Genomic DNA, 14,186 nt, shown 5'->3' with positions numbered 1-14,186 from the left:
CAATCACACCGTTTGCGAATATTTCGCTTTGGTTTCTTTATGGCGCAAGTGGTAGTCGAACACCATAGCGATGTTGCGGATGAGGAAGCGTCCCTTCGGGGTAACGGTCAGCCCGTGGCTGTTCAGGCGCACCAATCCCAAACCGGCGAGTTTTTCCAAATCCGCCAGTTCGTCTTTGAAGTAACGGTCGAACGGGATACCGAATATGTCTTCGTAAACACGGTAGTCGAGCGCGAAACGGCACATCAAATCCTGAATGATGCTGCGGCGCAGGATGTCATCCTGATTCAGCTGGTAGCCGCGCATGATGGGCAGTCTGCCTTCGTCGATGGCGGCATAGTAGGCATCGATGTCGCGTTCGTTTTGGGAATAGGTGTTGCCGATTTTACCGATGGACGACACGCCGATGGCGACCAAATCGCAATCCGCGTAGGTCGAATAGCCTTGGAAGTTGCGCTGGAGGAAGCCTTCTTTGAGGGCGATGGAGAGTTCGTCGTCCGGCTTGGCGAAATGGTCCATGCCGATGAAGACGTAGCCGCGTTCGGTCAGGGTTTGGACGCAGTATTGCAGCATATCGAGCTTCTCTTCGCTGTCGGGGACGGCGGCGGTATCGATGCGGCGTTGCGGTTTGAACACGTGCGGCAGGTGGGCGTAATGGTAAAGGGCGAGGCGGTCGGGATCGAGCGACAAAATAGTATCGATGGTGGTTTTGATGCTTTCCGAAGTCTGGTGCGGCAGGCCGTAAATCAAATCGACGCTGACGGATTTGAACCCTGCCTCACGGGCGGCATCGATGACTTCTTTGGTTTCTTCGTAGCTTTGGATACGGTTGACCGCCGCCTGCACTTTGGGGTCGAAATCCTGAATGCCGACGCTCATGCGGTTGAAGCCGAGCCTGCCGAGCATGAGGACGGTGTCGCGGCTGACTTTGCGCGGGTCGATTTCGATGGAGTATTCGCCGGACGGTATCAGTTCGAAATGTTTGCGTATCATACGGAAGACGCGTTCGATCTGTTCGTCGCTCAAAAAGGTCGGCGTGCCGCCACCGAAGTGCAGTTGGGCAAGCTGGTGCCGTCCGTTCAGATGCGGGGCGAGCAGTTCCATTTCTTTTTCAAGATATTCGATGTAGGCATCGGCGCGGCTTTTGTCTTTGGTGATGATTTTGTTGCAGCCGCAGTAGTAGCAGATGGTGTTGCAGAACGGAATGTGAATGTAAAGGGAAAGCGGTTTGTTTAACGCGCCCATACCGCGCAAATGTAAAGCTTTGATATATTCGCCTTCGCGGAAACCGTCATGGAAACGGTCGGCGGTAGGGTAGGAAGTGTAGCGCGGGCCGCTGGCGGGCAGGCTGGCAATCAGTTCGCGGTCAAACTCGGGGCGGTCATCGTTTACATTGTGATTGTTCTGTATCTGAATGATTTTCATGGTGTGTGTGCGGTTTTATGATGTTAGTCAAATTTTGGATAGTTTGGTAGAATGCCACAGTATGATAAACCTGTCTTGATATGTGTCAACAAGCACATAATCGGGATGGGGCAAAACACACGAAAAGGTACGGTATGGCTTCGCATAATACTACACATCAGATGAAAACCTTGTGTTCTTCCTGTTCTTTGCGGGAACTTTGTCTGCCTGTCGGATTGCTGCCCAACGAGTTCAGCCAACTCGATGCCGTCATCCGCCAAAGCCGCCGCCTGAAAAAAGGCGAATACCTGTTCCGTGCCGGCGAAGCCTTTACCTCGCTCTTTGCCATCCGTTCGGGCTTCTTCAAAACAACCGTCGCCAGTCAGGACGGCCGCGATCAGGTAACGGGTTTCTTTATGTCGGGCGAACTCATCGGCATGGACGGCATCTGTTCCCATGTGCACAGTTGCGATGCGGTCGCCTTGGAAGACAGCGAGGTATGCGAGCTGCCGTTTACCCACATCGAAGAACTGGGGCAGAACATTCCCAGCCTGCGTACCCACTTTTTCCGCATGATGAGCCGTGAAATTGTGCGTGATCAAGGTGTTATGCTGCTGTTGGGCAATATGCGCGCCGAAGAACGGATTGCCGCCTTCCTGCTGAACCTTTCCCAAAGGCTCTACTCGCGCGGTTTCGCCGCCAACGACTTCATCTTAAGAATGTCCCGCGAAGAAATCGGCAGCTATCTCGGGCTGAAACTCGAAACCGTCAGCCGCACATTGTCCAAGTTCCATCAGGAAGGATTGATTTCCGTCGAACACAAACACATCAAGATTCTCAATCTGCAAGTGCTGAAAAAAATGGTATCCGGTTGTTCGCACGCCATTTGATTAACCTGTACGAGCATTTCAGACGGCATTCTCAATAAACACAGGGCAGACGAAAACATCTGCCCTGTTTGTTTTATCTGCCGCAAAATGCCGTCTGAAAACCGGCAGCCGCCTAAATCGAAAAATCCTCGCTGATGGGCGTGTACAGAATCCTGTCCACCTTCTCGCGTGTCAGGTGCGGCGCAAACGCTTGGATAAAGTCGTAGGCATATCCGCGCAAATAAGTATCGCTGCGCAAAGCAATCCACGTCGGCGACGGCTCGAACAGGTGTGCCGCATCCACAAGCTGCAAATCCCCATCCGTATCCGGGTTGTAGGCCATCTTTGCCATCAATCCCACACCCAAACCCAAGCGTACGTAAGTTTTTAATACGTCCGTATCCGCCGCCGCCAATGCGACATCCGGCCGTTCCAAACGGGCTTTGGCGAATGCCCGCGCGATGCTGCTGCCCGCATTGAATGAAAATTCATAAGTAATCAGCGGAAACCTCGCCAAATCTTCAATGCGGAGGGGATTCCTGCATTCGAGCAGCGGATGGTCGTTCGGCACAATCACCGCGTGTGTCCAGTCATAGCAGGGGAGTTTGCCCAGTTCGGGATGGTCGTCTATACGCTCTGTAACAATCGCCAAATCAGACTCTCCCGAAGTAACCATTTGGGCGATGGCGGCAGGGCTTCCCTGTTTGATGGTCAGATTGACTTTCGGGTAGCGTTTCACGAAATCAGCAACAATCAACGGTAGGGCATAACGCGCTTGAGTATGCGTCGTAGCAACCGTCAGCGAGCCGCTGTCGTGTCCGGTAAACTCGCTGCCGATATTTTTAATGTTCTGAACATCACGCAAAATACGTTCGGCAATATCCAAAACCGCCTTGCCCGGCTGAGAGATGGATACCACACGCTTTCCGCTGCGGATAAAAATCTGAATGCCGATTTCTTCTTCCAATAATTTGATTTGTTTGGAAATACCGGGTTGCGAGGTAAACAAGGCTTCGGCTGCTTCGGAAACATTCAGGTTGTGCCGGTAAACTTCTAAGGCGTATTTTAATTGCTGTAATTTCATAGCGAGTCGGTGTGGGTCTGTGTCGGGTGGCTGAACATTGTTTATAATTTATCATATTTTCTTGCCGGTACGGTATGGGGCTTTGCCGTTGTGTTTGTTGTTTTTGTGCAACGGCAATCGTGCGATATGGAAAAAATCTCCCTAAAGTAATGACACGGAATTGATTTTTCGGCATGATAGACTATCAGGAAACAGGCTGTTTTACGGTTGTTTTCAGGCGTTGAGTATTGACAGTCCGCCCCCTGCTTCTTTATAGTGGAGACTGAAATATCCGATTTGCCGCCATGTTTCTACAGCGGCCTGTATGTTGGCAATTCAGCAGTTGCTCCTGTATCTGCTGTACAAATTTAATGAGGGAATAAAATGACCAAACAGCTGAAATTAAGCGCATTATTCGTTGCATTGCTCGCTTCCGGCACTGCTATGGCGAGCGAAGCTCATATCCACGGTTATACCGTGAGTGGCCAATCACAAGAAGTCGTACGCAACAACTACGGCGAATGCTGGAAAAATACCTACTTCGACAAAGCAACCCAAGGTCGCGTAGAGTGTGGCGATGCAGTTGAACCAGCTCCTGTTGCTGTTGTAGAGCAGGCTCCGCAATATGTTGACGAAACCGTTTCTCTGTCTGCTAAAACCCTGTTCGGTTTCGACAAAGACGTACTGCGTGCCGAAGCCCAAGACAACCTGAAAGTATTGGCCCAACGCTTGGGTCAAACCAACGTACAATCCGTACGTGTTGAAGGTCATACCGACTTCATGGGTTCTGAAAAATACAACCAGGTCCTGTCCGAGCGTCGCGCCAACGTAGTGGCAAACTACTTAGTCAGCAACGGTGTGCCTGCCTCTAAAACTTCTGCTGTCGGCTTGGGCGAATCTCAAGCGCAAATGACTCAAGTTTGTGAAGCCGAAGTTGCCAAACTGGGTGCAAAAGCCTCTAAAGCCAAAAAACGTGAGGCTCTGATTGCATGTATCGAACCTGATCGCCGTGTTGACGTGAAAATCCGCAGCATCGTAACCCGTCAGGTCGCTCCGGCTCATGTTCACACCCAACAATAAGCTTTAAAAGCATCTTGCCGATGGGTAGGGTTGGATTCCTCTTCTGTATAAGAGAAGAGGTACGTATCAAACTTTAATCGGTTCTGATGAAACAAAACAAACCCCGCTTTTGCGGGGTTTGTTTTTAGGATGCTTGCGGAAACGGTTATTGTCAGAATATGGGGTAGGGTTTATGCTTCATCAAAATCTTCCTGGTGCTTGAAACTCCGGTTTTGAAGGCGATAGAATTTGGATTTGTTTGTGAGGGAACAAACTCTATCAAATCAGTGCTGTACGCGGTGCTGCGTTTTATGTGCGGTACTGTGTAAAATACAGCAGATCAATAAAAATCAACATGGCGGTGCGTTCGGATATTTTGCGACATGAAAGAATTCGACTTCATCAAACGGTATTTGCAAACAGGCACGGATAAGGATGTCGTATTGGGTATAGGCGACGATGCGGCGATTGTCCGCCCGCGTGAAGGCTTCGATTTGTGTTTCAGTGCGGATATGCTTTTGAAGGACAGGCATTTTTTTGCAGATGTCAAACCTGAAGACTTGGCTTGGAAGGTTTTGGCCGTCAATATTTCAGATATGGCGGCGATGGGCGCGATACCGCGTTGGGTGCTGCTGAGCGCGGCGTTGCCCGAATTGGATGAGGTATGGCTGGAACGGTTTTGCGGCAGCTTTTTCGGTTTGGCAAAAAAGTTTGGCGTAACGTTAATCGGCGGGGATACGACTAAGGGCGATATGGCGTTCAATGTAACCATTATCGGCGAATTGCCGAAGGGTAGGGCATTGCGGCGTGATGCGGCGGTTGCGGGCGACGATATTTGGGTGTCGGGGCGTGTCGGTATGGTGGCAGCGGCTTTGAACTGCCGTCTGAAACGGTGTGTGTTGCCGGATGATGTGTTTGCCGAATGCGAACAAAAGCTGCTCCGCCCCGAGCCAAGGGTTGGGCTGGGGCTTGCGCTGTTGCCGTTTGCCGGGGCGGCGCAGGATGTTTCAGACGGCCTCGCGCAAGATTTGGGGCATATCCTGACCGCTTCCGGCGTGGGGGCGGAAATTTGGGCCGATTCGCTGCCGTCTTTATCTGCATTGAAAGATATTTTGCCCCGAGCGCAATGGCTGTCTTATACTTTGGCGGGCGGCGACGATTACGAGCTGGTTTTTACCGCGCCGGAAAGTTGCCGCAGCCGTGTGCTTGATGCGGCGGAACGGTGCGGCGTACCGGTAACGCGCATCGGCAAAATCAACGGAGGATGCCGTCTGAAGGTTTTAGATGCCGGCGGCAGGGAATTGGAACTACATTCTTTAGGATTCGATCATTTTGGCTGATTTTAAACCTGATTGGGCGTGGCTGCGGCAGCGTCCCTTGTGTTTTTTGGCATTCGGTTTCGGCAGCGGACTGGCTCCGTTCGCGCCGGGCACATTCGGCACTTTGGCGGCACTGCCTTTGGCATTTGTGTTGATATTGGCGGGTGTGGACGGATGGCTGCTGGCTTTTTTGTGTATCGTGCTGTTTATGTGGGGCATACGCATTTGCGCGTGTGCGGAAAAGGAAAGCGGCGTATCCGACCACGGCGGCATTGTGTGGGATGAAATCGTCGCCATGCTGTTTGTGCTGGCGTTTGTGCCGTTCAAGTGGACGTGGTGGCTGGCGGCATTTGTTCTGTTCCGCCTGTTTGACGCGCTCAAACCGCCTCCCGTCGGTTGGTTTGACAAGAATCTGCACGGCGGTTTGGGCATTATGGCGGACGATATGGCGGCGGCGGTGATGACCTTGATTGTCTTGAGGATTGCAATGCTGTTTTAAACGGGGCTGCCTTGTAAAAATGCCGTCTGAAAGCCTTTCAGACGGCATTGTTTCGGAGGTTAACGTGTTACCGGTTTGTATTTGATGCGTTTCGGTTTCGCGCCTTCTTCGCCGAGTCGGCGTTTCTTATCGGCTTCGTATTCCTGATAGTTACCGTCGAAGAACACCCATTTGGAGTCGCCTTCACACGCCAAGATATGCGTGGCGATGCGGTCGAGGAACCAGCGGTCGTGCGAAATCACCATCACGCTGCCAGCAAATTCCAACAATGCGTCTTCCAGCGCGCGCAGGGTTTCCACGTCGAGGTCGTTGGACGGTTCGTCCAGCAGCAACACATTGCCGCCGCTCAATAAGGTTTTCGCCAAGTGCAAACGTCCACGTTCGCCGCCCGACAATTGACCTGCGATTTTGCTTTGGTCGCTGCCTTTGAAGTTGAAACGACCCAAATATTGGCGGGCGGGAATTTCAAACTGCCCGACCTGCAAAATGTCGCGGCCTTCGGCAATGTTGTCGAACACGGTTTTGTCGTTTTGCAAACCTTCGCGGCTTTGGTCGATCAAGCTCATTTTCACGGTTTGCCCGATTTTCACTTCGCCGGAATCAGGCTGCTCTTTGCCCGCAATCATTTTAAACAGCGTCGATTTACCCGCGCCGTTCGGGCCGATGATGCCGACAATCGCACCCGCAGGCACTTTGAAGCTCAAATCGTCAATTAGCACTTTATCGCCAAACGATTTGGAAACGTTCACAAATTCAATCACTTCATTACCCAAACGCTCGGCGACGGGAATGAAGATTTCCTGCGTTTCATTGCGTTTTTGGTATTCGTAGTTGCTCATTTCCTCAAAACGAGCCAAACGCGCTTTGGACTTGGCTTGGCGGCCTTTGGCATTCTGGCGCACCCATTCCAATTCCTGCTTCATCGCCTTCACGCGCGCGGCTTCGGATTTCGCCTCGTTTTCCAAGCGTTTTTCTTTCTGCTCCAGCCAAGACGAGTAATTGCCTTTCCAAGGAATACCGTGGCCGCGGTCGAGTTCCAAAATCCATTCGGCGGCGTTGTCCAAGAAGTAGCGGTCGTGCGTTACCGCAACGACTGTGCCGGGGAAACGCACCAAGAATTGCTCCAGCCATTCGACCGATTCGGCATCCAAGTGGTTGGTCGGCTCGTCCAGCAGCAACATATCGGGCTTGCTCAACAAGAGTTTGCACAAAGCGACGCGGCGTTTTTCACCGCCGGACAGATTGCCGATTTTGGCATCCCAATCAGGCAGGCGCAGTGCGTCAGCAGCGATTTCCAATTCGTGTTCCGCACCGCCGCCCGTGGACGAACCTGCCGCAATAATCGCTTCCAAGCGGCCCTGTTCTTCCGCCAATGCGTCAAAATCCGCATCAGGATTGGCGTACTCGGCATACACTTCTTCCAAGCGTTTCTGCGCCGCCGCCACTTCGCCCAAACCACTTTCCACTTCCTCGCGCACAGTTTTCTCAGGATCAAGCTCAGGCTCTTGCGGCAGGTAGCCGATTTTAATGCCGCCCATCGGCACGGCTTCGCCCTCAAATTCCTTATCCACGCCCGCCATAATCCGCAAAACGGTGGACTTGCCCGCGCCGTTCAAACCGAGCAAACCGATTTTCGCGCCGGGGAAAAATGAAAGGGAAATGTCTTTAATAATGGTTTTCTGCGGCGGTACAACCTTGCTCACGCGCAGCATAGAATAGACGTATTGTTGGGACATAGTTTTCTCGATTCGGTCAAACAAATTTCAGGCGGCCATTTTAACCGATAATTTGATTTAAGCCAGTTTATCCGCGAACCGATATTGCCAAAATCGGGCAGGATTCATAAAATCCGCCTATCTCTTTGAAATTAGACAAACAAAAAAATAATAATGATAGAGGGTTGCCACACCGGCAACCATTTCGGATTTTCCAAAGCAAATACTTTTCAAATCAAAAAAAGGATTTACCTTATGTCGGAATATACGCCTCAAACAGCAAAACAAGGTTTGCCCTCACTGGCAAAAAGTACGATTTGGATGCTGAGCTTCGGCTATCTCGGCGTTCAGACGGCCTTTACCCTTCAAAGCTCGCAAATGAGCCGAATTTTTCAAACGCTAGGCGCTGACCCGCACAATTTAGGCTGGTTTTTCATCCTGCCGCCGCTGGCCGGTATGCTGGTTCAGCCGATTGTGGGCTACTACTCAGACCGCACTTGGATGCCGCGCCTGGGTGGCCGCCGCCTACCCTATCTGCTTTACGGCACGCTGATTGCGGTCATCGTGATGATTCTGATGCCCAACTCGGGCAGCTTCGGTTTTGGCTACGCTTCTTTGGCGGCTTTATCGTTCGGCGCGCTGATGATTGCGCTGTTGGACGTATCCTCCAATATGGCGATGCAGCCGTTTAAGATGATGGTTGGCGACATGGTCAACGAGGAGCAGAAAAGCTACGCCTACGGCATTCAAAGTTTCTTAGCGAATACGGGCGCGGTTGTGGCGGCGATTCTGCCGTTTGTGTTCGCGTATATCGGTTTGGCGAACACGGCCGAAAAAGGCGTTGTGCCACAGACCGTGGTCGTAGCATTCTATGTTGGCGCGGCGTTACTGATTATTACCAGTGCGTTCACCATCTTCAAAGTCAAAGAATACGATCCGGAAACCTACGCCCGCTATCACGGCATCGATGTCGCCGCGAATCAGGAAAAAGCCAACTGGTTCGAACTTTTGAAAACCGCGCCTAAAGCGTTTTGGACGGTTACTTTGGTACAATTCTTCTGCTGGTTTGCCTTCCAATATATGTGGACTTACTCGGCAGGCGCGATTGCGGAAAACGTTTGGCAGACAACTGATGCTTCTTCCGTAGGCTACCAAGAAGCAGGCAACTGGTACGGCGTTTTGGCGGCGGTACAATCCATTGCTGCCGTTATCTGCTCGTTTATTCTGGCAAAAGTACCGAACAAATACCATAAAGCCGGTTATTTCGGTTGCTTGGCTTTGGGTGCGCTCGGTTTCTTCTCCGTTTTCTTCATCAGCAATCAATACGCGCTGGTGTTGTCTTATACCTTAATCGGTATTGCGTGGGCCGGTATCATTACCTATCCTTTGACGATTGTGACCAATGCCCTCTCAGGCAAACACATGGGTACTTATTTGGGCCTGTTCAACGGCTCTATCTGTATGCCGCAAATCGTCGCTTCGCTGCTGAGTTTCGTCCTCTTCCCTATGCTGGGCAGCCATCAGGCAACCATGTTCTTGGTTGCCGGCGCAGTCTTGCTGATGGGGGCTTTCTCAGTATGCCTGATTAAAGAGACCCACGGCGAATAATCCGTTTCAACACCATCGGCAAAGGCCGTCTGAAACCTTTTCCGATCTGACAATTTTAATAACAGGAGCTTCATAAATGTACACGAGAATCATGGAAGTCAGCCCTTGGACACTGCGTTCGACAAAACTGGAAAAAGAGCACAAACGACTGCAAGAGAGCCTGACCAGCTTGGGCAACGGCTATATGGGCATGCGCGGCAACTTTGAAGAAACCTACTCCGCCGACAGTCACTTGGGTACCTACATCGCCGGCGTGTGGTTCCCCGACAAAACCCGCGTCGGCTGGTGGAAAAACGGCTATCCTAAATATTTCGGTAAAGCCATCAATGCGCTCAATTTCAGCAAAGTCAAAATCTTTGTCGATGGTCAAGAAGTGGACTTAGCGAAAAACGACGTTGCCGACTTCTCCGTCGAACTCGATATGCAGCACGGCGTGTTGCGCCGCTCGTTCACCGTATTCGGCGTGCGTTTCGATGTGTGCAAATTCCTGTCCGTCGCGCAAAAAGAGCTGGCGGTTATCCGCTGGGAAGCTGTGTCCGTTGACGGCAAAACCCACCAAGTCCGCATTGATTCCATCATCGACGCCGATGTGAAAAACGAAGATTCCAACTACGAAGAAAAATTCTGGCAGGTATTGGACAAAGGCGTTTCAGACGACCTCTCCTACATTGCCACCCAAACCGTCGCCAATCCCTTCGGCGTAGAGCAATTCATCGTCAACGCCGAGCAAACCTTCGCCGGCAGCTTCAAAGCCCTCGGTGGCAGCCAAACCGACTGGCAGGTCTCCAATTCTTTCCAAGCCGAAGTCGGCAGTACGCCCGAAACCTTTGAAAAACGCGTGATTGTTACCACCAGCCGCGATTATCAGGGCTTGGAAGCTGTGAAAGCCGCAGGCCGCGCCTTGTCGGAAAAAATCGCAGGCGTTGCGTTTGAAACCTTGCTGGAGGCGCACAAAGCAGGCTGGCTGCACCGTTGGGAAATCGCCGACGTGGTCATCGAAGGCAGCGACGAAGCGCAGCAGGGCATCCGTTTCAACCTGTTCCAACTGTTCTCCACCTACTACGGCGAAGACGCACGCCTGAACATCGGTCCTAAAGGCTTTACCGGCGAAAAATACGGCGGCGCGACCTATTGGGACACCGAAGCCTACGCCGTGCCGCTCTACCTTGCACTGGCGGAACCCGAAGTTACCCGCAACCTGCTGCAATACCGCCGCAACCAACTGCCGCAGGCGCAACACAACGCGCGCGAACAGGGCTTGGCGGGCGCACTCTATCCAATGGTAACGTTTACGGGTATCGAGTGCCACAACGAATGGGAAATCACCTTCGAAGAAATCCACCGCAACGGCGCGATTCCTTACGCCATCTACAACTACACCAACTACACAGGCGATGAAAGCTATCTTGCCCAAGAAGGCTTGGAAGTTTTGGTCGAAGTGTCCCGCTTCTGGGCGGACCGCGTCCACTTCTCCAAACGCAACGGCAAATACATGATTCACGGCGTAACCGGCCCGAACGAATACGAAAACAACATCAACAACAACTGGTACACCAACACCCTCGCCGCATGGGTATTGGACTACACCCGCGAAGCCTTGGCGAAATATCCACGTCCGGATTTGAACGTGAGTGCCGCCGAGTTGGAAAAATGGGCGGACATCAGCGCGAATATGTACCGTCCGCATGACGAAGAACTCGGCGTATTCGTGCAGCACGACGGCTTCCTCGACAAAGACATCCGCCCCGTGTCCGCGCTTTCGCCCGATGATTTGCCGCTCAACCAGAAATGGTCGTGGGACAAAATCCTGCGTTCGCCTTTCATCAAACAGGCGGACGTATTGCAAGGCATCTACTTCTTCGGCGACCGTTTCAACATGGACGAAAAACGCCGCAACTTCGACTTCTACGAACCGATGACCGTGCACGAAAGCTCGCTGTCGCCTTGTGTCCACGCCATCCTTGCCGCCGAACTGGGCAAAGAAGAAAAAGCCGTGGAAATGTACCAGCGCACCGCCCGCCTGGACTTGGACAACTACAACAACGACACCGAAGACGGCCTGCACATCACTTCCATGACCGGCTCGTGGCTCGCCATCGTCCAAGGTTTCGCCCAAATGAAAACCTGGGGCGGCAAACTCAGCTTCGCCCCGTTCCTGCCGAGTGCTTGGACAGGCTATGCCTTCCACATCAACTACCGCGGCCGTCTGATTAAAGTCGCCGTCGGCAAAGAAAACGTCGTCTTCACCCTGCTCAAAGGCGAACCGCTCGATTTGCAGGTGTACGGCAAAGACATCACGCTCAACGGCAGCCACACCGTCGCGTTGGAAAAATAAGGAGGGCGCAAAATGACTTTCACCGCAGTCCTCTTTGACCTCGACGGCGTCATCACCGATACCGCCGAATACCACTACCGCGCATGGAAAAAGCTTGCCGAAGAACTGGGCATCAGCATCGACCGCAAGTTTAACGAGCAGCTCAAAGGCGTGTCGCGCGACGATTCGCTCAAACGCATCCTCGCACACGGCGGCAAAACCGTCAGCGAAGCCGAGTTTGCCGAACTGACCCGCCGCAAAAACGACAACTACGTCGAAATGATTCAGGCAGTCAAATCCGAAGACGTGTACCTCGGCATTTTGCCGCTACTGGAAGCATTGAGGGCAAACGGCAAAAAAATCGCCCTCGCGTCCGCCAGTAAAAACGGCCCGTTCCTGCTGGAACGCATGGGGTTGACCCATTTCTTCGACGCCATTGCCGACCCTGCCGCCGTCGCGCATTCCAAACCCGCCCCCGACATCTTCCTCGCCGCCGCCGAGGGCGTGGGCGCGGACATCCGCCGCTGCATCGGCATTGAAGACGCCGCCGCCGGCATCGCCGCCATCAAAGCCGCCGGCGCCTTGCCCATAGGCGTGGGCAAAGCCGAAGACTTGGGCAGCGACATCGCGCTGGTGTCCGGCACCACCGAGCTGACCTACGCCTACCTGCAAAACGTGTGGGAACAGTCGGGCAGGTAAAACGTGTCAGATAAAGTGTCAGGGAAGTAAAAAGATAGTGTAGTGATATGTCCATGTCTTTTACACTATCTTTACGTTTCACTTAGGCGCAATTAGTCAAACCTGCTGATTTTTCAGCAGGTTTTGTTTTTAGGTTTGTATCTTCAAAGGTTACTGGTTTTTGCTCATGTATCTTTGCGGCTCAAAGTCTTTCCCTGTCTTTATCAAGTTGTAGGCGATGACGGCAAGTTTGCGCATCAGGGCGACTATAATTTGCTTCGGCCTTTTGCCGTTGGCTTTCAAGCGGCTCACAAAAGGGGCAAAGGTTCGGCTTCGGTAGGCGTGCATGGCAGGCATATACAGGGCGGTTCGTAGTCGCCTACTGCCGACTTTTGATATACGCTCTCGGCCTTTGACACTCGTGCCTGATTTGAATTGTTTGGGGTCTAGTCCGTCTGAACAGTGTTTCAGACGACCTTTCTGCTTTTCAAGAGCATTGAGTAATGATCCGGATGCTATTGTAATTTTAAGGACTGTGGATTAAATTATGAATGTAAACAAAGATTTTTTTCTTGCAAGAGACGGCCATCCGAGCCTGAAACAGTTTTATTTTATTGGCGCGCCATTTGAAAAAGCACTGGATCTTTATCTAAAAAGACGTATGGATTTAAGTGATTTTTATCAAAATCTAAAACCGAAACTATCGTATTTGGATGAGGAATATACCCTCAGTCAGAAATTGGATTTCTTGAATCCGCTTGAGATTACCGGATCATCCAAATATTTATTGTTGGAAACGCAGTCTGATTGGTCATTGCTAATAGGTAATAACCGGAACGGCACAGACTTTTCAAGTGTGCCGTATGAAGCCTTGCTGTGGAAAATCAGATTATTGGCTATGTATTTACGTCCATATTTTGGCAAAGACGAATTCGGTGCGGTCTCATTTACCCTGTATGAGGGCAGCAAACAGGTTTCCCGTCATGACTGCGAAACCAGAAATGTTATGCTGCATAAAGAAACCAGTCGTGTCGAGTTTATGGAATATGGCACGCCGCTGCCGTTTGAACAGACAGAAAAATATACCGAAAGACTCAAAAAAAACAGGCTGACTGTGGAGATGATCGAAGAATATTGCAAACATTTAGGCATTTCATTATTTGATTTGGACTTCTACCAGTCCAAAGCCGCCCTTATTGAGATATTGAGAAACAAATAACTTCCATCTCTTCAAAAAGACAGTCTGAAAAATATTCAGGCTGTCTTTTAACGTCGGCAGCCAAAGCGGCCTCTTTGCCGGCGAAGGCGGCTACCACATCACAGCCGACAGCGTCCGGCTTAAAGGCGGCGCCATCGCTTCTGCCGCAGACAAAGACCACAACGAACTCACCGCCCGCAGTTTCAGCTTTGAAGACATCCGCAACGAAAGCAGCTACAGTGCCCAAAGCATGGGTATCGGTGATAGTGGATTAAATTTAAACCAGTACGGCGTTACCTCGCCTTGCCGTACTATTTGTACTGTCTGCGGCTTCGTTGCCTTGTCCTGATTTTTGTTAATCCACTATAGAACAGATTGATAACCCAACTTACGCAACCATAAAAACTGAATGCCAATTTCTCAACCATGCTATTCAAATTTATTTGAACGATTTTTTTTC

General features: G+C 51.6%; 12 protein-coding genes and 1 pseudogene. 8 read left to right on the top strand and 5 right to left on the bottom strand.

The features are described 5' to 3' along the window. Positions 1-3: 3 nt before the first annotated feature. Positions 4-1,425: an oxygen-independent coproporphyrinogen III oxidase gene (gene hemN, locus Q9J80_RS02535; protein ID WP_301672828.1), complete on the bottom strand. Its 1,422-nt coding sequence runs from the start codon at positions 1,423-1,425 to the stop codon at positions 4-6. A gap of 134 nt (positions 1,426-1,559) precedes the next feature. On the opposite strand from hemN, the gene fnr reads away from it, so the two are divergent. Further along, on the top strand, positions 1,560-2,294 hold the full coding sequence (gene fnr / locus Q9J80_RS02530) for a fumarate/nitrate reduction transcriptional regulator Fnr (RefSeq protein ID WP_025456583.1): 735 nt from the start codon (positions 1,560-1,562) through the stop codon (positions 2,292-2,294). 112 nt (positions 2,295-2,406) lie between these two features. Here fnr and Q9J80_RS02525 read toward each other — a convergent pair whose 3' ends face one another. Beyond that, positions 2,407-3,357 (bottom strand): CysB family HTH-type transcriptional regulator, encoded by a 951-nt coding sequence (locus Q9J80_RS02525; protein WP_304672704.1) that lies wholly within the window; start codon positions 3,355-3,357, stop codon positions 2,407-2,409. 363 nt (positions 3,358-3,720) lie between these two features. Between Q9J80_RS02525 and Q9J80_RS02520 the strand changes: the two genes are divergently transcribed. From Q9J80_RS02520 to Q9J80_RS02510, 3 genes are all read left to right on the top strand, one after another. Continuing rightward, entirely contained in the window at positions 3,721-4,416 is a 696-nt protein-coding gene (locus tag Q9J80_RS02520) for an OmpA family protein (RefSeq protein ID WP_304672703.1), read from the top strand. Between the two features lie 362 nt (positions 4,417-4,778). Further along, the gene (gene thiL / locus Q9J80_RS02515) at positions 4,779-5,735 is read left to right on the top strand and encodes a thiamine-phosphate kinase (RefSeq protein ID WP_304671425.1); all 957 of its coding nucleotides are present in this window, start codon (positions 4,779-4,781) and stop codon (positions 5,733-5,735) included. Further along, positions 5,728-6,213: a phosphatidylglycerophosphatase A family protein gene (locus tag Q9J80_RS02510; protein WP_301672831.1), complete on the top strand. Its 486-nt coding sequence runs from the start codon at positions 5,728-5,730 to the stop codon at positions 6,211-6,213. The genes thiL and Q9J80_RS02510 overlap by 8 nt, the downstream gene beginning before the upstream one ends. Positions 6,214-6,272: 59 nt before the next feature. On the opposite strand, the gene ettA is transcribed toward Q9J80_RS02510, so the two are convergent. Further along, positions 6,273-7,949, bottom strand: a complete 1,677-nt coding sequence (gene ettA / locus Q9J80_RS02505; protein WP_019272125.1) for an energy-dependent translational throttle protein EttA — start codon at positions 7,947-7,949, stop codon at positions 6,273-6,275. A 234-nt stretch (positions 7,950-8,183) separates the two neighbouring features. On the opposite strand from ettA, the gene Q9J80_RS02500 reads away from it, so the two are divergent. The 3 genes from Q9J80_RS02500 (at position 8,184) to pgmB (ending at position 12,549) form a co-directional block, all read left to right on the top strand. Continuing rightward, positions 8,184-9,536, top strand: a complete 1,353-nt coding sequence (locus Q9J80_RS02500; RefSeq protein ID WP_301672832.1) for an SLC45 family MFS transporter — start codon at positions 8,184-8,186, stop codon at positions 9,534-9,536. Between the two features lie 76 nt (positions 9,537-9,612). Further along, on the top strand, positions 9,613-11,871 hold the full coding sequence (locus Q9J80_RS02495) for a glycoside hydrolase family 65 protein (protein ID WP_301672833.1): 2,259 nt from the start codon (positions 9,613-9,615) through the stop codon (positions 11,869-11,871). Positions 11,872-11,883: 12 nt separating this feature from the next. Beyond that, the gene (gene pgmB, locus Q9J80_RS02490) at positions 11,884-12,549 is read left to right on the top strand and encodes a beta-phosphoglucomutase (protein WP_301672834.1); all 666 of its coding nucleotides are present in this window, start codon (positions 11,884-11,886) and stop codon (positions 12,547-12,549) included. Between the two features lie 150 nt (positions 12,550-12,699). On the opposite strand, the pseudogene Q9J80_RS02485 reads toward pgmB, so the two are convergent. Next, positions 12,700-12,981 (bottom strand): annotated as a pseudogene (locus tag Q9J80_RS02485) (transposase); the annotation flags it as partial. Between the two features lie 94 nt (positions 12,982-13,075). Here Q9J80_RS02485 and Q9J80_RS02480 point away from each other — a divergent pair. Then, a complete protein-coding gene (locus tag Q9J80_RS02480; RefSeq protein ID WP_301672835.1) occupies positions 13,076-13,747 on the top strand; it encodes a hypothetical protein in 672 nt (223 codons plus the stop codon). On the opposite strand, the gene Q9J80_RS02475 is transcribed toward Q9J80_RS02480, so the two are convergent. Then, positions 13,722-13,973, bottom strand: a complete 252-nt coding sequence (locus Q9J80_RS02475) for a hypothetical protein (protein WP_301672836.1) — start codon at positions 13,971-13,973, stop codon at positions 13,722-13,724. The two genes, Q9J80_RS02480 and Q9J80_RS02475, sit on opposite strands and share 26 nt — an antisense overlap. Between the last annotated feature and the right edge of the window lie 213 nt (positions 13,974-14,186).

The sequence above is a fragment of the Neisseria blantyrii genome, from assembly GCF_962747855.1.
GTDB classification, from domain to species: Bacteria; Pseudomonadota; Gammaproteobacteria; order Burkholderiales; family Neisseriaceae; genus Neisseria; species Neisseria viridiae.
Note: the sequence above shows the minus strand (reverse complement) of the source record. Positions and strands in the feature narration are given on the sequence as shown.